Source organism: Arthrobacter sp. AQ5-05, assembly GCF_003287975.1.
Taxonomy (GTDB): Bacteria; Actinomycetota; Actinomycetes; order Actinomycetales; family Micrococcaceae; genus Paeniglutamicibacter.
Genome location: NZ_QMKQ01000023.1, coordinates 35339 through 55130, shown reverse-complemented (window position 1 = coordinate 55130; position 19792 = coordinate 35339). Strand labels below are relative to the sequence as shown.

Annotated in this window: 16 protein-coding genes and 1 riboswitch; of the genes, 10 read left to right on the top strand and 6 right to left on the bottom strand. The window is 66.0% G+C overall.

Annotation, left to right across the window (positions count from 1 at the left end; all coding sequences use genetic code 11):
* Window positions 1–400 precede the first annotated feature (400 nt).
* A complete protein-coding gene (locus DQ353_RS16565) occupies window positions 401–1318 on the top strand; it encodes an N-acetylglucosamine kinase (protein WP_113764191.1) in 918 nt (305 codons plus the stop codon).
* A gap of 21 nt (window positions 1319–1339) precedes the next feature.
* On the opposite strand, the gene DQ353_RS16560 is transcribed toward DQ353_RS16565, so the two are convergent.
* Window positions 1340–2689 carry an MFS transporter gene (locus DQ353_RS16560; RefSeq protein WP_113764206.1) on the bottom strand — a complete coding sequence of 450 codons (1350 nt, stop codon included), beginning with the start codon at window positions 2687–2689 and terminating at the stop codon, window positions 1340–1342.
* A gap of 266 nt (window positions 2690–2955) precedes the next feature.
* Here DQ353_RS16560 and DQ353_RS16555 point away from each other — a divergent pair, with 266 nt between their 5' ends.
* A complete protein-coding gene (locus tag DQ353_RS16555; RefSeq protein WP_113764190.1) occupies window positions 2956–3699 on the top strand; it encodes a DUF4303 domain-containing protein in 744 nt (247 codons plus the stop codon).
* Here DQ353_RS16555 and DQ353_RS16550 read toward each other — a convergent pair.
* The gene (locus DQ353_RS16550) at window positions 3696–4364 is read right to left on the bottom strand and encodes an anti-sigma factor (protein WP_146755291.1); all 669 of its coding nucleotides are present in this window, start codon (window positions 4362–4364) and stop codon (window positions 3696–3698) included. The two genes, DQ353_RS16555 and DQ353_RS16550, sit on opposite strands and share 4 nt — an antisense overlap.
* Window positions 4361–4864 (bottom strand): sigma-70 family RNA polymerase sigma factor, encoded by a 504-nt coding sequence (locus DQ353_RS16545; RefSeq protein ID WP_113764188.1) that lies wholly within the window; start codon window positions 4862–4864, stop codon window positions 4361–4363. Before DQ353_RS16545 ends, DQ353_RS16550 begins: the two co-directional genes overlap by 4 nt.
* A gap of 247 nt (window positions 4865–5111) precedes the next feature.
* On the opposite strand from DQ353_RS16545, the gene DQ353_RS16540 reads away from it, so the two are divergent.
* Window positions 5112–5660, top strand: coding sequence for a COG4315 family predicted lipoprotein (locus DQ353_RS16540; RefSeq protein WP_113764187.1), 549 nt, complete (start codon window positions 5112–5114; stop codon window positions 5658–5660).
* Between the two features lie 91 nt (window positions 5661–5751).
* Window positions 5752–7422: a bifunctional phosphoribosylaminoimidazolecarboxamide formyltransferase/IMP cyclohydrolase gene (gene purH, locus DQ353_RS16535; RefSeq protein ID WP_113764186.1), complete on the top strand. Its 1671-nt coding sequence runs from the start codon at window positions 5752–5754 to the stop codon at window positions 7420–7422.
* A 98-nt stretch (window positions 7423–7520) separates the two neighbouring features.
* Here the strand turns inward: purH and DQ353_RS16530 are convergent, their stop codons facing one another.
* Entirely contained in the window at window positions 7521–8981 is a 1461-nt protein-coding gene (locus tag DQ353_RS16530; protein ID WP_113764185.1) for an MDR family MFS transporter, read from the bottom strand.
* Window positions 8982–9137: 156 nt separating this feature from the next.
* Here DQ353_RS16530 and DQ353_RS16525 point away from each other — a divergent pair, with 156 nt between their 5' ends.
* The 3 genes from DQ353_RS16525 (at window position 9138) to DQ353_RS21390 (ending at window position 12914) form a co-directional block, all read left to right on the top strand.
* The gene (locus DQ353_RS16525) at window positions 9138–9722 is read left to right on the top strand and encodes a TetR/AcrR family transcriptional regulator (protein WP_113764184.1); all 585 of its coding nucleotides are present in this window, start codon (window positions 9138–9140) and stop codon (window positions 9720–9722) included.
* A 221-nt stretch (window positions 9723–9943) separates the two neighbouring features.
* Window positions 9944–12166: an NADP-dependent isocitrate dehydrogenase gene (locus DQ353_RS16520; protein WP_113764183.1), complete on the top strand. Its 2223-nt coding sequence runs from the start codon at window positions 9944–9946 to the stop codon at window positions 12164–12166.
* A 118-nt stretch (window positions 12167–12284) separates the two neighbouring features.
* On the top strand, window positions 12285–12914 hold the full coding sequence (locus DQ353_RS21390; protein ID WP_146755289.1) for a hypothetical protein: 630 nt from the start codon (window positions 12285–12287) through the stop codon (window positions 12912–12914).
* On the opposite strand, the gene DQ353_RS16510 is transcribed toward DQ353_RS21390, so the two are convergent.
* Entirely contained in the window at window positions 12818–14350 is a 1533-nt protein-coding gene (locus DQ353_RS16510) for a deoxyguanosinetriphosphate triphosphohydrolase family protein (RefSeq protein WP_113764203.1), read from the bottom strand. The two genes, DQ353_RS21390 and DQ353_RS16510, sit on opposite strands and share 97 nt — an antisense overlap.
* 499 nt (window positions 14351–14849) lie before the next feature.
* Here DQ353_RS16510 and DQ353_RS21785 point away from each other — a divergent pair, with 499 nt between their 5' ends.
* Complete coding sequence (locus tag DQ353_RS21785; RefSeq protein ID WP_181578449.1) at window positions 14850–15272, top strand: hypothetical protein; 423 nt, start codon at window positions 14850–14852, stop codon at window positions 15270–15272.
* Window positions 15273–15446: 174 nt separating this feature from the next.
* On the opposite strand, the gene ilvD is transcribed toward DQ353_RS21785, so the two are convergent.
* On the bottom strand, window positions 15447–17315 hold the full coding sequence (ilvD, locus tag DQ353_RS16500) for a dihydroxy-acid dehydratase (RefSeq protein WP_113764180.1): 1869 nt from the start codon (window positions 17313–17315) through the stop codon (window positions 15447–15449).
* 77 nt (window positions 17316–17392) lie between these two features.
* On the opposite strand from ilvD, the gene DQ353_RS16495 reads away from it, so the two are divergent.
* Both DQ353_RS16495 and DQ353_RS16490 read left to right on the top strand, forming a co-directional pair.
* Entirely contained in the window at window positions 17393–18229 is an 837-nt protein-coding gene (locus DQ353_RS16495; protein ID WP_113764179.1) for a helix-turn-helix transcriptional regulator, read from the top strand.
* Between the two features lie 381 nt (window positions 18230–18610).
* Window positions 18611–18733: riboswitch (SAM riboswitch) on the top strand.
* A 106-nt stretch (window positions 18734–18839) separates the two neighbouring features.
* Window positions 18840–19766 carry a methylenetetrahydrofolate reductase gene (locus tag DQ353_RS16490; protein ID WP_113764178.1) on the top strand — a complete coding sequence of 309 codons (927 nt, stop codon included), beginning with the start codon at window positions 18840–18842 and terminating at the stop codon, window positions 19764–19766.
* Window positions 19767–19792: the final 26 nt, after the last annotated feature.

Sequence of the window (19792 nt, the reverse complement as noted above, 5' to 3'; positions counted from 1 at the left end):
TCCGGGGCGATCACCCGAAGACTGCCCGCAAGGGGGTAGTGGGTGTCGAGTGGATGTTTCGGTGTGTCCCCACGGCGGGCCGTTGGATTTCGGCGGAGACGTGCGGTGCAGGGGGAACAGGTTCCCCGCAACCGGACGGGCCGCTCCCACCGTTTCCCGCCGTGGCGGGAGCCCACTGGCAGGCTCCGGCGGATACGATGCCATCATGAAGTACGGCGTGCATCGGGCCGGGCCGGTTGTTGCGTGAACACCCGCCAATACCACCTCTGGTGGGCGGGGAATCGTGGAAATGGACACGTTGGCCACTCCCGTGAGCGGCTGGGGCACCAGGCAGCCGGGGAAATGGGCAAGGATCATCACCCAGGTGTTGCACGGTCACCACGCAAGAGAAGGAACATTCATGGGCAACATCCGGCAGAAACCGCTGGCCTTGGTGGGCCTGGACATCGGCGGCACCAAGACGCACGCCATGGCCTGGAGCGGTGGGACGCGTCTCGCCGAGGCCAAGAGCGGCAGCGCCAATGTGCAGAACGTCAGCGTCGAGACCGCGAAGGCCAACATTGCCGAGGTGTTTGCGGCACTCGGGACCGGGCACATCGACCGGGTCGTGGCAGGTGCCGGCGGCATCGACACCGAGGCGGACGCCAAATTCCTGCGTTCCATGATCGCCGTCCACGCCCCGGGCGCCGAGATCCTCGTGGTCCACGACACCCGGCTGATCCTGGCCGCGGGCCACGCCTCCACCGGCATGGCCGTCATCCTGGGCACCGGTTCGGCGGCCTGGGGCGTCAACGCCCAAGGCAGGGAAGGCCGGGCCGGCGGCTGGGGCTACCTGCTGGGTGACGAGGCCAGCGGCTACTGGATGGGCCGCGAGGCAGTGCGCCACACGCTGCGTGAATTCAACCGGGGACTGGCCCCGGGCGAGCTGGGCCGCCGCGTGCTCGCGGCCAACAACGTGGACTCCCCGGACGAGCTGATTGCGCTCTTCCACGGCGACACCGACCGCCGCTACTGGGCCCAGCAGTCCCCGCTGGTTTTCGAGGCCCTCGCGGCAGGGGACCCGGACAGCGCGGTGATCGTTGGCGAGGCGGTCAAGCACGTATGCCACATGCTCTCGGACCTCTCCACCCTGCTGGAAACCCGTGGGCCGGTCATCATCGGCGGGGGCTTGGGCATGCACCAGCCCGTCTTCCAGAAGATGCTGCGCAAGGCCCTGGACGACAAGGGGCTTATCGAGATCCGTTTCCTGGTTCTTGACCCGGTGGAAGGGGCCAAATTCATTTCCGACCACAGTCCCTTGCCCGCACAAGCCGTTTAGGCTCCAAGACCCCGGCATGACCTATTGCAGGGCGCGGCCCTTGGTCTCGGGGGCGAAGAACGCCATCAGGATGACAGCGCCCAACACCATGGCCCCGGCCACCAGGAACAGGTTGCCCAGGCCCACCACGGGCCACAGCGCGGCAAAGGCCAGCGGCCCGAACCCGGCGCCGAGCCGGCTGAACGAGGATGCCCAGCCAAAGCCCGATCCGCGCAGCTCGGTGGGATACAGCTCGGAGACGTAGGTGTAGAGCACCGGCACGGCGATCTGCACGACCACTCCGAAGACCAGCAGCCAGATCAGTGCCAGGGTGGGCGCGTTGATGGTCACCGCGACCATCACCAGGATGATCGCGGAAAGCGGCCCGGTGATGCCCAGCAGCCACTTGCGCCCGACCCGCTCGACCAGCAGCGCGGCGATGCCCACGCCGATCAACCCCATCAGCGCCATCACCGAGGTCATGAAGAACGCCGTGGACTGGACCATGCCGGTGTCGGCCAGGATGGAGGGCATCCACGTCAATGCCAGATAGTAGACCAGCAGGATGGTCAGGAACAATGACCAGGAGACCATGGTGATCCGCGGGCTGAAGCGCCAGATCTTCACCAACTGCTCCAGCCAGGACCCCGCGGACAGGCGCGGTGCGGCCTCCGGCTCGGGCAGCGTGTAGGGCGTCACGGTGGCTCCGGTGCGCACCACCAGGTCGTCGATGACCTTGGCCGCCGCGTCGCGCTGGCCCTTGCGCACCAGGTAGAGCGGGGACTCCGGGACGCTGCGCCGCACCCAGAACACCAGCAGCGCCGGCAGCACCATGACCACCAGGATCAGCCGCCAGTTTCCCGTGGTCGCCTGGACCCAGCCGGAAACGAAGAACGACAGCGCGGCACCGACGGGCCACCAGCCATCCATCGCGGTGAGCACCCTCCCGCGTTGTCTGGCCGGGGTGAACTCGCCGACCAGCGCGTAGTCCACCGGGATGCAACCGCCCAGGCCCACCCCGGCAATGAAGCGGCAGGCCACAAACCATCCGAAGCCCGGGGCCAAGGCCCCGGCGACGGTGAAGATGGAGAAGATCAGCAGCGTCCAGGTGAAGGCCTTCTTGCGCCCGATCTTGTCGGCGATGGTTCCCCAGAGGAACGCGCCAAGGGCCATGCCCACCAGGTTGCCGGTGCCCAGCAGGGCGGCGGTGGTCCGGTCCAGGCCCCATTCTGCGGCAACCAGGGGGATCAATGCGCCGTTGAGTGTGACATCCCAGGCGTCGAACATGAAACCCAGCCCGCCAATGATGAAGATCCTTCCCTGCACACCCCACTTCCACGGAAGGTTCTGGACGACCGATTCGCCGGTGGGAAGCTTCAGGAAATTGTTCATCAGGGATTGGCCTTTGGAAAGGTGCGGACCGACGCGGGACGGGTACAGCCAGGACAGCATGGTGGCAAATGAGGCAGGGCGGAGGAGGACCTTCGGTCCCTGCCGGGAACAACGCTACGCGGTGCAACGGAAATCCACAGAATAGGCCTTGACTTTTTGTGGCTTCGTGTTGCGCCGATCCGCATCATTCCGGCCCCGGCTCATCCGGTGAAGGCCCATGTGCCGGGGCTGTTCCGGTGCGGGGCAACCCGGGGTAGGCTCTGGTTATGGGAGTAGATTGGACCGCTCTCGAAGAGGCGATACGGGTGTCGGCTCTTCGCCAGGCGGAAGAAATAATTGACCGTCACCCGGACGAAGTGTTCTATGCCGTTGCCCTTGACGGGGTGAGCGCGGACGAAACCGACCACATCGATTTGCCCGTGCTGGCCCTGAACTCCGAACAAGCCCTGACCCGCTCCCTCGCCGGCGACGACGAGGAAGCCGACGAAGAGGACTTCGAAGACGAGGACGAGGAAGAAGACTTCGAGGAACGCGCCGACGCCGACGACGACGGGTCCGACAGGGACCTGAATCGCGACGACAACAACACCAACTCGGACGATGACGACGAGGACGATGCCACCGACGAGGACGACGACGATGAAGACATCGACGCGGTCCTGAAGGAGTTCGACGCGCTGACCTCCGGCGCCGAGCAGGGCTACTACTCGTCCAAGTGGAATCCCGCCGATTGGCAGTGGAGCCCCATTGAGCTTTTCGACGAGTCGGCCACCGAGCTGTGGAGCCAGGCGCTGACCAACGTCGCCAAGGACCACGGGTGGGAAAAGACCAACCGTCTGTACTACGAGATGCTCATCCGCGTCACCGAGTCGTTGCGCAACGCCCTGGCCAAGGGACGCAACAAGGACGTGGTGGTCTACCTCTCGGATGACGACCACGGCGATGCCCTGCTGCGCAGGTGCCTCACCGAGGCGCAACTGGCCAAGCATTTCCCGGAACTGGCGCTTTAGCTCGGCAGTTGCGCGGACCCGTCCGGGACATTGAGCTGCGCGAGGATCCTTGAATCCACGTCGCGCAGCTGGATCGCCGAGATGTGCCCCATTTGCGTGGGTACTGCCCCGCTCAGGCGGGCCGTACCCGTCTTGGTCGCGCTCCAGGATCCGGCCCGGTCGACCTGGCCGGAACTGTCGATGACCCACAACGACAGCGTCCCGTTGGTGGGCAGGTCGGTGCCGCTGAACTGCAGCTCGGTGCCCCACGCCTTGGCATTCAATCCCACATCCACGCGCGGCCCGGCGGCCGAGACGACCTGGTAGCTGGCATCGGGTGCCGGGGCGGGGTTCAGCACCGGTGCCAGGAACACGCCCGAGGCAACGGACGCGGCAACCGCAACCGCCGCCGCGGAGCCCCACACGGCCCGGCGCGTCCGGCGCCTGGCCCGCAGCCGGTCCAGCAGCTCCATCCCGGGCTCGGCCACCGGCGCCGCCGGTTCGGCCTCAAGCATCGCCCGGGCGGCCTGCGGGTCCAACGCACCCAGACGCATCGTCACCGGGGCATAAGAGGCAAGCTCCCTGCGGCATTGGGCGCACGATTCGAGATGCGTCTCGAAGTTCCCGGCCGCCTCGGAATCCAGTCCGCCCAGCACGTATGCGCCCAGGTCCATATGTTCGTTCACTGCTCGACCCCCATTTCCGCCAGGATCCCGCGCAGGGACCGCATCGCATAGTACGCCCGTGATTTCACCGTTCCCTGGGGGATTCCCAAGCTGGTGGCCGTTTGCGCCACCGTGGAACCCAGGTAGTGCAGGTGGATCACCACCTGCCGATGCTCGAGGGTCAAACGCATCAGGGCCTCTTCCATGAGGATCTTGTCCAGGACGGCTTCCATGCCCGCGTATGCCCCGGCGGATTCCGGGTCCTGCTCGCCGAGTCCGGTGGCCGAAATCCGTGCCGCCGCCCGGCGGTGCCGGTCGATGATCACGTTGCGCGCCGTGGCAAACAGGTAGCTGCGCAGCGAACCGGTCAACTCCGGCGCCGCCTTCCACACCTTGAGCACGGTTTCCTGCACCACGTCGTCGGCCTCGTCTCGGTCGGCGGCCACGCGCAGCACGAAGCGGCGCAGGGCATCTCCGTGGTCGCGGTAGATATCCGACACCACTTGCGCATCTAGCGGCACATGGGCTCCATTGGGTCTTCTCGGGAACATGGGTTCACCCATTCAGACGCATGGGGACGGCAAAAGGTTCAAACACCCTCCAAGTATGCGCAGAAAAGTCTGCAACACCATGAACCCTCTTGCGCTTTCGTGCGTCTTAGCCGGTGAGAGGTCCCCCGGATGCACCAGTTTGGCGCCTCCGGGGGGTCCCTGGCCCCGAAGATCACCGGGGCCCAAGTTCCGCCCCCAAAGTGTTAGGAATTGCATCATGATCCGGAAGAACCACCCGAAATTCGTTTCCACCGCCGCTGTGCTCCTGGGAGCTGCCCTGCTGCTGGCCGGCTGCGGCAACAGCACCACCCCGGCCCAAGGCCCCGCCGCGACCTCCGCTGCCACCTCGGCCGCAGGGGGCGACGGATACGCGGCACCAACCTCCAGTGCCCCGGCCTCGAGCTCCGCGGCCGCAGCGACGGACCTGAAGACCGCATCGACCTCCCTGGGCAACATCGTTGTCGATTCCAAGGGCATGACGCTGTACTTCTTCACCAAGGACACCAAGGACACCACCACCAGTGCCTGCACCGGCGAGTGCCTGGCCGCATGGCCGATCGCCACCACCACCAACGCCACACCCACGGTGGAAGGGGTGACCGGCAAGGTCGGGACAATCACCAGCCCCGACGGGGCCAAGCAACTCACGCTCAACGGGATGCCGCTGTACTACTACGCCGCGGACTCCAAGCCCGGCGATGTCAATGGCCAGGGAGTCAAGGACGTCTGGTACGTGGCATCGCCCGCAGGGGAAATGATCAAATAGTCCACGCAGCACACACAAGAAAGCCGCTCCCAACGGTGCGGGATAAGATGGGCAGTGCACCCCCCTCAATTCCGCACCCTGGGAGACTTTTGTGAGCCAGACCGTCCTTGATCTCGTCCCGATTCGCCGGGCCCTGATTTCCGTCTACGACAAGAGCGGACTGGAGGAACTGGCCGCAGGCCTGCACGCCGCCGGCGTCGCCCTGGTCTCCACCGGTTCCACCGCCAAGCGCATTGCCGCCGCGGGCATCCCGGTCACCGAGGTCGAGGAGGTCACCGGTTCCCCGGAAATGCTTGACGGCCGCGTCAAGACCCTGCACCCGCGCGTGCACGGCGGCATCCTGGCCGACCGCCGCGTCCCGGCCCACATGCAGACCCTGGCAGACATGAAGATCGAGGCCTTCGACCTCGTTGTGGTGAACCTCTACCCGTTCGTCGACACCGTGCGCTCCGGCGCCGCGAACGACGCCGTGGTCGAGCAGATCGACATCGGCGGACCGGCCATGGTCCGCTCGGCGGCCAAGAACCACGCCTCGGTGTCCATCGTGGTCGACCCGGCCTCCTACACCGAGGTCATCGCCGCGGCAGCCTCCGGCGGCTTCGATTTGAAGTCCCGCCAGCGCCTGGCCGCCAAGGCCTTCGCACACACCGCCGCCTACGACACCGCTGTCGCCTCCTGGACCGCGGCCCAGTTCCTGGACGAGGACGGCGACGGGGTCATCGACTGGCCCGCATACTCGGGCCTGGCCCTGGAACGCTCCGAGGTCCTGCGCTACGGCGAAAACCCGCACCAGCAGGCTGCCCTCTACGTGGACAAGGCCGCCCCGGCCGGCATCGCCCAGGCCGACCAGCTGCACGGCAAGGCCATGAGCTACAACAACTACGTCGACGCCGACGCCGCGCTGCGCGCAGCCTTCGACTTCGATGTCCCGGCCGTCGCCGTGATCAAGCACGCCAACCCGTGCGGCGTCGCAGTGGCCTCCCCGGATGCCGTGGACCCGATCGCCGACGCCCACGCCAAGGCACACGCCACCGACCCGCTTTCGGCCTTCGGCGGCGTCATTGCCGCCAACCGCACCGTGACCGTGGCCATGGCCAATGCCGTCAAGGACATCTTCACCGAGGTGGTCATCGCCCCGGCCTTCGAGGCCGAAGCCGTGGCCATCCTCTCGGCCAAGAAGAACATCCGCCTGCTGGCCCTGCCCGAGGGCTACGGCCGCTACCCGGCCGAAATCCGCCAGGTCTCCGGCGGCGTGCTGGTCCAGGTCAGCGACAAGGTCGACGCCGACGGCGACAACCCCGCCAACTGGACCCTGGCCGCCGGCGAGGCAGCCGACGAGAAGACCCTGGCCGATTTGGCCTTCGCCTGGACCGCGGTGCGTGCCGCGAAGTCCAACGCCATCCTGCTGGCCAACAACGGCGCAGCCGTGGGCATCGGCATGGGCCAGGTCAACCGCGTGGATTCCTGCAAGCTCGCCGTCGAGCGCGCCAACACCCTGGGTGTGGTCATCGAGTCCAAGGTGGACGCCGCAGGCGGCGCCTCGGGCACCGGCGATGCCGTCTCCGAGCAGCGCGCCCGCGGCGCGGTTGCCGCCTCGGACGCGTTCTTCCCGTTCGCCGACGGCCTGCAGATCCTGCTGGACGCCGGTGTGCGCGCCGTGGTCCAGCCCGGCGGCTCGGTCCGCGACGAGGAAGTCATTGCCGCCGCCAACGCGGCAGGCATCACCATGTACTTCACCGGTGCACGCCACTTCTTCCACTAGGAAAAGCTCCACCGGCCAGCCGGTGAAAAGGCTGCCTCCGGTGTTCCCCGCAAGGGGAACGCCGGAGGCAGCCTTTTGTCAACGTTCCAGCTGCCCGCTCAGCGCCGCTTGTCGACCGTGACGAAGAACGAAATGGCCAGGCCGATGGTCGCCAGGACCGCACCGACGATGAAGGCGACGTGGGCTCCGGAGAACAGCGCGTGGGCCAGATCGGACCCCGTTTCAAGCCTTGCCGTGGAAAGCAGTGACATGACGGTGATGAAGACGGTGGTGCCGATGGCGCCGCCGAGCTGCTGGCCGGTGTTGAAGATGGCCGAGCCATGGCCGTACAGGCGGGGCTCGAGACTGGCCATGGCCGAGGTCATCAGTCCGGTCATCAGCAGGGCCAGGCCGATGGAGAAGATGATGTGGTTGACCATGAACACCCACAGCGCGGTGTCCGAATCCACGCCGACGTAGAGCCACTGGCCAAGGGCCAGCATTGCCGCACCCGGAATCACGACCGGGCGGGGACCGAAGCGGTCGTGGATGCGCCCGAAGATTGGAGCGACAACCGCCTGGGCCAGGCCGCCGGGCAGCAGCATCATGCCGATGGCCAGCGTGCCGATGCCGGCGCCGGATTCGAGCATGATCGGCAGCATCACGATGGTGCCCAGCAGCGTGCCGAAGGCGATCATGATCAGCAGCACGGAGAAGGTGAAGGTGCGGGACGTGAACGGGGTCAGGTTCAGCAGTTCCCTGCCGGCGCGGGTGAGACGTACCTGGCGGGTGATGAACAGGGCCAGGGACACCAGGCCGACGACGAAGCTGGCGATGGCCGGCAGCGGGTTCTCGGCGGCATGCTCGAGGGTGGAGATGCCGTAGACCAGCAGGCCGAAGGCGAAGGCGGAAAGCACGACGGAGAGGATGTCGACCGGGAGCCTGCGGGCCGTTGAAGGGAGCTTGATGAAAACGATGCCCAGCACCAGGACGACCACGGCCAGCGGGGCCATCAGGATGAAGATGTGGTGCCAGCTGAAGGAGTTGACGATGGCGCCGGACACGGTGGGGCCCACGGCCGGGCCCACGGAGATCACGATCGAGTTCAGCCCCATGACGGCTCCGCGCTTGTGCACGGGGACCAACTGCAGCGTGGTGGTCATCAGCAGCGGCAGCACGATGGCGGTGCCCACCGCCTGGATGATGCGGGCCAGAAGAAGGATGGCAAAGGTGGGGGCGAAGATCGCGATGACCGTGCCGACGATGAAGCTGGAGAGCGCGAAGATGAACAGGGCCCGCGTGGTGAAGCGCTGCAGCAGGAAGCCGGTGGTCGGGATGACCACCGACATGGTCAGCAGGAACCCGGTGGTCAGCCACTGGCCGGCGGCCGCGGAGACGGACAGGTCCGCCATGATGGCCGGAAGGGCGACGCTGAGCACCGTTTCGTTCAGGATCATCAGGAAGGCGGCCAGGGCCAGGGCCCCGATGATGCCGGTGAGCTGCCGTGTCGGCAGGGTGGGCGGTGCCTGTCGAGACGTGGTCGGGGGCGGCGGCATCGTGTCTTCTGCGGTCTGGGCCATCGAAAATACCTTCTTCTGTGAAAAGTAAACAACCCAAATCATGTCACGGTATGACATGTTTGGTAAGCTAAATCTGTCAGAGTGTGACACAAGATATACTTTTTCAAGCCCCGGAACCCTCCGGGGGCACCGCCGCGTCAAGGAGTTGGACGAACTTTGGGTATCCGCGAAGAACGCCGCGCACAGATGCGACGAGAGATCCAGGGCGCCACGCTGGACCTGGTGGAGAAGCAGGGCCTTGACGCCACGACGGTCGGCGACATCGCCGCACGCGTAGGAATTTCCGAGCGCACGGTGTTTCGCTACTACGCGTCCAAGGAGCACGCGCTGATGCCGGGCCAGCAAAGCCTGATCGATACGCTGGTGGGCAGCGAAAGCGCCCATTCAACCTCCTCCGGCATCCTGCGGGACCTGCTGGCCGTGTGCCGGGACCTCTTCGCGCAGGAGGTCGAGCAGAGCGATTTCCGGCGGATCTCCCGCCTGATGGTGCACGAGCCGGCGATGACGAGGGTGGTCGTGCGGCAAGAGCGGAAACTGGTGGATGCACTGAGTGCCGCGCTGGTCGGCCGGGGGCAGCTGGAATCGATCCAGGCGCTGCTGGTGGCCGAGGTGGTCACGGCCGCCTGGCGGGTCGCCTGGCAAAGCTTTGCGAGGAACGAAGTCGCCGGCGTGGATTCCGACCCGGTGGAACTCTTCGAGAAAACGATTTGCGAATTGGGGAAGTTGTTTCACGAAGGCTGAGGTGGGCGGCTCGGGTGGTTCAGTTATGACGGGTTAACTTAACTCGTCCCGGGCGCGGAAGCGCCGATTGCCCCGCCAATTCGCGGCCAAAAGGGGCCCCGGGGCAACGGGATCCCTGCCACAAAAAGTGTTTACCGGCGGAAAATCGGGTAAGTTGGGGACGTTGAGATCAGTTCGGACCACACGTATCCGATAAGACCGTTCAGGGAGACGCCTCACCTATGGCCAAGATTATTTATACCCACACCGACGAAGCTCCGATGCTGGCAACCCACTCGTTCCTGCCGATTGTCGAAGCCTATGCCTCGACCGCGGGTGTGGAGATCGAGACCCGCGACATCTCGCTGGCCGGCCGCATCATTTCGACCTTCGGCGACTACCTCACCGCCGAGCAGCAGATCCCCGACGCCCTGGCAGAGCTCGGCGCACTGGCCAAGAGCCCGGATGCCAACATCATCAAGCTGCCGAACATCTCCGCCTCCATCCCGCAGCTCAAGGCCGCCATCGCGGAACTGCAGGCCGCCGGATATGCCCTGCCGGACTACCCGGACAACCCGTCCTCGGACGAGGAAACCGACATCCGCGCCCGCTACGACAAGATCAAGGGTTCGGCAGTGAACCCGGTCCTGCGCGAAGGCAACTCGGACCGCCGCGCACCGTTGAGCGTGAAGAACTACGCCCGCAAGAACCCGCACTCCATGGGTGCCTGGTCCGCGGATTCCAAGACCAACGTCGCCACCATGGCCGAAGACGACTTCCGTGCCAACGAGAAGTCCGTGGTCATCGACAAGGACCAGACCCTGTCCATCCGCTTCGTCGGGGAAGATGGCGAAGTCAAGGTCCTGAAGAAGTCCCTGCCGGTGCTGAAGGACGAAATCATCGACGGCACCGTGCTGCACGCGGCCTCGCTGAACGCCTTCCTCAAGGAGGCCATTGCCCGCGCCAAGGCCGAGGACGTGCTCTTCTCCGCACACCTGAAGGCCACCATGATGAAGGTCTCGGACCCGATCATCTTCGGCCACGTCGTCAAGGCCTACTTCTCCGAGCTCTTCGAGACCTACGGCGAGCAGCTTGAGGCGGCCGGCCTGAACGCAAACAACGGCCTGGCAGCCATCCTCGGAGGACTCGACGAGCTGGCAGACGACGTGCGCGCCGGTGTCGAGGCACTGATCGCCAAGGGCTTCGAAGACGGCCCGGCCATCGCCATGGTCGATTCCGACAAGGGCATCACCAACCTGCACGTCCCCTCGGACGTCATCGTGGATGCCTCCATGCCTGCCATGATCCGCTCCTCGGGCCACATGTGGGGCGCCGACGGCAAGGAACACGACACCCTGGCAGTGCTGCCGGACTCCTCCTACTCGGGCATCTACCAGGTCGTCATCGACGACTGCCGCGCCAACGGCGCCTATGACCCGACCACCATGGGCACCGTCCCGAACGTCGGCCTGATGGCCCAGGCAGCCGAGGAATACGGCTCCCACGACAAGACCTTCGAAATCAAGGCCTCCGGCCACGTCCAGGTCCTGGATGCCACCGGTGGCGTGCTCATCGAACACCAGGTCTTCGAGGGCGACATCTGGCGCGCCTGCCAGACCAAGGACGTGCCGCTGCGCGACTGGGTCAAGCTGGCCGTCAACCGCGCCCGCGCCTCACAGACCCCGGCCGTGTTCTGGCTGGACGAGACCCGCGCGCACGACGCCGTGCTGATCTCCAAGGTCAACGAGTACCTGGCCGACCACGACACCGAGGGCCTGGTCATCAAGATCCTCTCGCCCGTCGAGGCCACCCAGTACACGATCGAGCGCATCCGCCGCGGCGAGGACACCATCTCGGTCTCCGGCAACGTGCTGCGCGACTACCTCACCGACCTGTTCCCGATCCTCGAACTGGGCACCAGCGCCAAGATGCTTTCCATCGTGCCGCTGATCGCCGGTGGCGGGCTCTTCGAGACCGGTGCCGGTGGTTCGGCCCCGAAGCACGTCTCGCAGCTGGTGAGCGAAAACCACCTGCGCTGGGATTCGCTGGGCGAGTTCCTGGCCCTGGCCGTCTCCTTCGAGCACCTGGCCAACACCTCGGACAACAAGCGTGCGCAGATCCTGGCAGACACCCTGGATGCAGCAACCGGCACCTTCCTGCTGGAGAACAAGTCGCCCAAGCGCAAGGTCGGCGAGCTCGACAACCGCGGCAGCCACTTCTACCTGGCCAAGTACTGGGCCGAGGAGCTCTCGGCACAGACCAAGGACACCGAGCTGGCAGCTGCCTTCAAGGCCGTCTCCGAGGCACTGGGCGGCAACGAGGAAGCCATCGTGGCCGAGCTCGCAGCCGTGCAGGGCACCCCGGTCGACCTGGGCGGCTACTACCGCCCGGTCGAGGAAAAGGTCGCAGCCATCATGCGCCCGAGCGCCACGCTGAACACCGCACTGGAACTGCTCAAGAAGTAGTTTCACGCCTCTCAACGCATGACGGCGGGTCGCCTGCTTTCCCCTCGCGGGGAAGCCGGTGGCCCGCCGTCGGCGTTTGCGGCCACGTGCCCGGGAGATTTCACGGCATACTCGTGCCGTGGCATGGACCATTTGGCTCAACGGGGCATTCGGCTCCGGCAAGTCCATCACGGCGAACGAACTGGTGGAACCGGTACCGGGCGCGCGCACCTTCGATCGGGAGATCGTCGGGTTCATGCTGCGCCACGACACCAGTGAACCGGTGCCGGATTTCCGGGACCGGCCCGCCTGGCGGGCACTGGTCCCCCAAGCCACCGACCAGATGCCCGGGCATGGCGGCGGGATGCCGGTGGCACCCGGGACCGTGCTGCGCAGCGACTGCATCACTGGAATCCACGACGACCTGGCCCGCCGCGGCATCGAGCACGACCACGTATTGCCCGATGTCCGGGAGGACGAGCTGGTCCGGCGGATCGAGACCGACACCATCGAGACCGGTGCGCGCCAGTGGCGCCTGGACCACGTGGAAAGCCACCGGGAAACCGCTCCTGGCTGCGCTCCCTTTCCCACGTCGTGGACACGACCGCCATGGATGCCGGGCAAGCCGCCCGCACCATCGCCGGTCGGTTGGCCGCGAGGCACGGATGGTTCCTACAGCCCGCGTCCCACTTCCCAGATGCCCTCGGAGGTGCCGGTGAGCAGGGCATTGACGGAGGCCGCCTGCGCGTCGGTGAACGAGGCAATGTAGTCCACAATGGCACGGGCGCGGCCCAGCCGCTCGATCTCCCCGCGCGAGGCCTCGGCGAACAGCCTGGGGGATTCGGCATGCAGCCGCCGGTATTCGCCGGTTGCCGCCTCCACGGAGTCCAGCAGCCGGCGCGGGGCCCGGGCGGCATCCTGCGGGTCATCCAGCCAGGCGGCCAGCCCCTCGGCCAGCGACCTGATGATGCGGGTCTGCCCGCGCTGGTACAGCGCCAAATCGGAGCGCTCGAGCACAAAGCGCTCGTGCACGAACTTGAGCACCACCACGTCGTGCCAGGCCTCGTCGGCCAGCCGCACATGCCCGCTGCGGATCACCGGGTCCTTCTCCACCGCAATGGAGGCCTGCAGCCGGTTGATCCAGCGCCGGGTGAAGGCGGTGACGGCACGGTCGGCGTCAAGGCCGCCGTCGTAGGGCAGGGCGAGCAGGCCCTCGACCAGGTCGTGGCCCACGCGTTCCACCGAAGCGCGGAAGGCCTCGGCATTGGCAATCCACGGGTCCTTGGCCAACACCTTCCGCCAGGTGCGCTCCAGCGCGTGGCCGGGGATGCGCAGGTCAAGATCGCGCGCATGCACGGCGGACAGCGCGGAACCGGAATCGAGCCAGCGCCGCAGCTCGGCGGACACCAGCGAGTACTGCAGCACCCCGGCACGGTAGAAGTCATCCAGGTCGTGCACCGCGTAGGCGATGTCGTCGGCGATGTCCATGACCGAGCATTCCAGGGTCTGCTGGTGGTCGGCGATCTGCGGGAAGACCGAGAGCACGTCGCGCATCTCGGCCGCCTCGATGTCGTAGGCGGAGTATTTCGCCGCCGGGCTGCCGCCACCGGCACCCACTCCGCGCGGCAGCAGTTCCGGGGGACGGGAAGGCAGCGAGCGCCACTCGTTGCGGGTCCACGGGTACTTCAGCACGGCGGCCCGCACGGCCCGGGTCAGGTTCAGCCCGCGTGCGGAAGCGTCGCAGCTGTCCAGCGCGGTGAGGATGCGGAAGGACTGGGCATTTCCCTCGAACCCGTCGGGCAGCCCGAGGATCTGGCGGGCCGCCCGGTCCAGTTCCTGTTCGCCCAGATGCCCGAAGGGCGGGTGGCCCAGGTCGTGGGCTGCCGCCGCGGCCTGCACCACGACGGGGTCGCAGCCGCCGAGGGTCTCCACGAGCCGTTGCGTGGGTTCGTCCGCGTTGCGCAGCCCGATGGCGATGGAGCGGGCCACCGCGGAGACCTTCAGCGAGTGGGTGAGGCGGTTGTGCACCACGGTGCCGGCGCCGGCCTGCGGAATGACCTGGGTGACCGCCGAGAGCCGGGAGAAATAGGGGGAGAAGCGGATGCGTTCGATGTCGACGCGGAATTCGTCTTCGCCGGGCCGCGATTCCTCGCCAATGTCCCGGTCTCGTCCGCCGCTGAGGTGTGTCGTGTTCCTGTATTCCATGGTGCGCACCAGCCTAATTCACGCGACAGCCCGGGTTCCGGGGCGACGCGGCCGGACCGACGGCAAGGCGAACGGGTATGACCGATCCTACGAGGTTGTCCATCTGGATTCGGGCCCCTGCCGGTTGAAGGAGAACTGCTGCTTCATTCGTAGTCTTCGACGTCAACAGAGTTTCGTCTGCGATTCCTGATTGAACAGATTCACGCGGGATCGGGACGGTGGTCCCTTCGGCAAGGCCTGTCCGAACCCTCTGCGCGATCTTTTCATTGGAGCATGGACCGGGGAGACTGAGGCCATGGAAGAAGCGGTCTAAGTGGCAGGTGAAGGCCATAAATGCACTGCTTGAGATGGCTGAGGCTGGGCAACTTGTGGAAGTTCTGCTGCTCGGCGGGCTGCAACAAAGACCACGAGAAAAGCTCTGGAAGTGTCGGAAATCGAGTGATTGGTTGGGACTACGATGCATGCTTTTTGGGAAGGGCTTACGGCTATAGCTTCGCTTGTGACGGCCATCGCCATCTTATTTGCTTTCAGCCAGCTACATACAGCCCGAAAGCAACGCCACAGGGATTTTGAGCTCGTTTATGTCCAGCGTTACTGGAAAATTATTGATGGACTGTCATTCGACGTTGGAAACGCAGTCCCAATGGAGTCTCTAGTGACCGATGACTTGAGACTTTGCATCCAATATCTGAGGTTGTGCGAGGACGAGTTGGACCTGCGACAAAGGGGGTTCCTAACGGATGAAACATGGGAAATCTGGGGCAACGGCATCAAATGTCAGCTGGCACGTCGCCCATTTTCGCAATTGATGGAAACGGCTACTGCGGATGCATTTGACTTGCTGCCAGACTCTTATCAGGAAGGCATCCCCGATCCTCTCAAGATGAAGATACGGGCAAGGCGGTGGAGCGGGCTCAAATGATTGCTGATCTGATTGGGCCGTGGATTGGGCAGCAATGCAGGGTCCCTGCTTAGGTTGATGGATTCGCCGGGCTTCGAGGCCCTGACATGCAGCCGGAAAACACCAGCGGGTGCCCATCCTTCGTGGATGGGCACCCGTTGGTGGAATGAATGAATCGCGCGGACGCGGTCGTCCTTAGACCCGAGCGGGCAGCGGAACCGGGATTTCCGGTACGTAACGCACCGCACCCTTGTCCGCCGACTGCGCGAAGGCCGCGTAGGCACGCAGTGCCGGGGAAACCACACGGTCGCGGTCACGCGGCTGGTAGCCAATGGTGGCTTCCAAAACCTCGCGGCGGCGGGCCAGCTCGTTCTCGCTGACCTCCAAGGTGATGGAGCGCGACGGGATGTCGATGGAGATGGTGTCCCCGTTCTCCACCAGCGCGATGGCGCCGCCTGCGGCGGCCTCGGGAGAGATGTGCCCGATCGACAGCCCGGAGGTGCCGCCGGAGAAGCGCCCGTCGGTGATCAGCGCGCACTTGGCGCCCAGGCCCAGCCCCTTGAGGAACGAGGTCGGGTAGAGCATTTCCTGCATGCCCGGCCCGCCCCGCGGACCCTCATAGCGGATCACCACGACGTCCCCTGCAACAATCTCCTTGCTCAGGATCGCGGTGACCGCATCGTCCTGGGATTCGAAGACCGCCGCGGGGCCGGAGAACTTGAAAATCGACTCGTCCACGCCGGCGGTCTTCACCACGGCCCCATCCAGTGAGATGTTTCCGCGCAGCACGGCCAGGCCGCCCTCGAGCGAGTGGGCGTGCTCCATCGAGTGGATGCAGCCGTTCTTGGCATCCAGATCCAAGGTGTCCCAGCGTTCGGACTGGGAGAAGGCCTCGGCCGAACGCACGCAGCCGGGAGCCGCATGGAACAACTCGATGGCGGTGTCGGTGGCCTTGCCGCCGCGGATGTCCCAGTCATCGAGCCAGGAGCGCAGATCGGTGCTGTGGATGGAACGCACATCGTGGCGGAGCCGGCCGCCGCGGTCCAGCTCGCCCAGGATCGCCGGGATGCCGCCGGCGCGGTGGACGTCTTCGACCAGGTAGTCGCCGTTGGGGGCGACCTTGGTCAGGCAGGGGGTGCGGCGGGAGATCTCGTCGATGTCGTCCAGCGTGAAGTCCAGCTCGGCCTCCTGGGCCGTGGCCAAAAGGTGCAGGATGGTGTTGGAGGAGCCGCCCATGGCGATGTCCATGGTCATGGCGTTCTCGAACGCGGCGCGGTTGGCGATGGCGCGCGGCAACACGGAGGCGTCGTCGTCGAAGTAGTAGGACTTGGTGATGTCCACGATCGCGCGTCCGGCATCCTCGTAGAGGTCCTTGCGGGCGGTGTGCGTGGCCAGCGTGGTGCCGTTGCCCGGCAGCGAGAGGCCCAGGGCCTCGGTGAGGCAGTTCATCGAGTTGGCGGTGAACATGCCGGAGCAGGAACCGCAGGTCGGGCACGCGGCTTCCTCGATGCTCAGCAGGTCCTCGTCGGAGACCGAGTCGTTCACGGCGTCGGCGATGGCGGAGATCAGGTTGAGCCGCTTGCGCACGGTGCCGTCCACCAGCACCGCGGTGCCGCCCTCCATGGGACCGCCGCTGACGAACACGGTGGGGATGTTCAGCCGCATGGCTGCCATCATCATGCCCGGGGTGATCTTGTCGCAGTTGGAGATGCAGATCAGCGCGTCGGCGCAGTGCGCGTTGACCATGTATTCGACGGAGTCGGCGATGAGGTCGCGGCTGGGCAGCGAGTACAGCATGCCGCTGTGGCCCATGGCGATCCCGTCGTCCACGGCGATGGTGTTGAACTCGCGCGGGATTCCGCCGGCCTCGATGATCGCGTCGGAGACGATGCGGCCCACCGGCTGGAGGTGGGTGTGGCCGGGAACGAATTCGGTGAAGCTGTTGGCGACGGCAATGATCGGCTTTCCGAAGTCGGAGCCCTTGACGCCGGCGGCGCGGAGCAACGCGCGTGCTCCGACCATGTTGCGGCCATGGGTGACTGTTCGTGAACGTAATTCAGGCATGGAACCAGTCAACCAGCACCGTCCCCGCGGCGGAAGACGCTCCTAGTACTAGTAGTGGCAGTGATAGATTTAGGGTCATGAGTGTTGAACGCCGGCGGGAATTGGGGCAGTTCCTGCGGGACCGGCGCGGCAACCTGGTCCGCGCGGAACTGGGGCTTCCGCCGATCGGGCGCAACCGCACGCTGGGACTGCGCCGGGAGGAGATCGCCGCCTTCGCCGCGGTCAGCGTCACCTGGTACACCTGGCTTGAACAGGGCAGGGACATCAACGCCTCCCGCCAGGTACTCGAATCCATCGCCCGCGTGCTCACCCTGACCGCTGCCGAAACGGCGTACCTGCTGGCCATGGGCGGATACACGCCCCTCCCCGCCACCGAGGTCATGGCGATCGAACAGGCACCGGACCACCTGCAGCGGCTGCTCGACGCCTTTGACTTCCCGGCGTTCGCCGTCGCCCCGGACTGGGGCATCGCCGGCTGGAACCGTGCCTACGCGGGCCTCTACACGCCCATAGCCGCGGTGGACCCGAAGGACCGGAACCTGCTCTGGCTGATTTTCACCGATCCGCACCTGCGCCAGATGCTGCCCGACTGGGAAGAGACCTCGCGGCACTTTGTCGCCGAGTTCCGCGCCGAGGCCGGCGCCCGCCTCGGGTCGGCTGCCCACACGACGCTGCTGCAACGCCTGGGCGAAGCCAGCGGGCAATTCGCCAAGCTCTGGGCCGACCGCGGCGTGGAGCGCTTTGCCTCCCGGCAGCGCGTGTTCCTGCATCCGGTGGCCGGTGAGCTGGTCTTTGAACAGCACCGGCTGGTGCCCTCGGACGCCCCGGAACTGCACCTGGTGATGTACGTTCCGGTTCCCGGCACCCCGACCGGGGACCGGATGCGCAAGCTCCTGGCGGACGAAACCGCCTGACGCTGCCCGGGCCAAGCCGACGTACGATCCGAATCGCCGGAGACCCGCGTCGGGGATTTCCCAGACCTCCCGCAGCCGTTCATGGTGCGGTCGCCTCCGGCAGGAAGCTGCAGGAAGCTGCGAGGCACCCGCCGCCCGCGCTCCCACTGGCAGCGCCACGGGACGTCACGGAAGCTTCATGGAAACCTCCCGAACGTCACATCCGATTCGAGAATCCTTGCAGGACAAGGGAAACAGCCGGATTGCCTCCCGTAACAATGTGACCCGGACGGCGAGCGAAAATGACGCCGCAGGGTCATGTGAAGTGCTTTAACCGTTCGTGACAACTTGGCCGGCAGGCCCCTTGCATCTGTGGTTTCGGCTGGCCCAAGATGGATATATCAACCATCAAGAGCGGCTGAGAGATCTGGCTCGTTGACGCCGCAGCAACCATCATCCGATGGATCTTCCCCCTTTGCGGGGAGTCTCCGTCGGTGAGGGTGCTAAGGCCAGAAGCGATGGAGCCGCTTTCAGCGTTCACTCACATCGCCGCAGGAAACCCGTTGACGGGTGCCTGGGGCTTTTGTGGCGAGCCTTGATGCCTCCCTCGTGTCGACGAGGAGTAATTTCAATGAGCATTGCACCGACAACAGCACCGCCGTCACTGTCCTACGAGCTGTACCCGCCGGTGAACCGCGATGCCTCCGAGGGTGTTTTCAACACCATCGCCGCACTGGAATCCACGGATCCCGACTACGTGTCGGTGACCTACTCGGGGTCCCCGGCTCGCCGCAACGCGTCCCTGGAACTGATCGAACACCTCATCCAAAACACCCGGCTGCGTCCGCTGGCCCACCTGACCTGCGTGGGGGAGAGCCGCGAGTCGCTGCAGAACCTGATTCGCCACTTCATCTCCCTCGGGGTCCGGGGCGTGCTGGCACTGCGCGGGGACCTGCCCACGAACCCGAACGAACGGCGCGGGGAATTCCCTTTCGCCCGCTACCTGATCGAACTGATCCGCGAGGTGGAGGCCGACCACTCGGCAGCACTGGCCGGCGGGCGCTTGGGCGTGGGCGTTGCCGCCTACCCCATCCAGCACCCCGAATCCCCGTCCTTCGAGCACGACGTGGAGGTGCTGCTGGCCAAGGAACGCTCCGGGGCCAACTACGCCATCACCCAGGTGTACTTCCAGCCCGAGGAATACACCAACCTCGTGGAGTCCTCCCGCCGGGCCGGGGTCACCATCCCGGTGGTCCCCGGGGTCATCCCGCTGAATTCGCTGCCGCGGCTGAACCGCCTGGCCAAGATGACCGGGGTGGCACCGGACCCGATCCTGGCCCACGCCCTGGAAACCGCAAGCACGGAGGCCGAACGCCACCGCATCGGCGTGGCCGCCGCCGTGAACCTGGCCCGCCGGGCCTTCGACGACGGGGCGCCGGGTGTGCACCTCTACACCTTCAACGACCACCGCGGCTCGCTCGACGTGATCGAGCAGCTTGAACTGCCGCGGACCCGCGCCACCCTCACCAACGCCTGGGCCACCCGCGCAGCGGTCTGACCCACACCTTCTTTCGAACTTCAGCA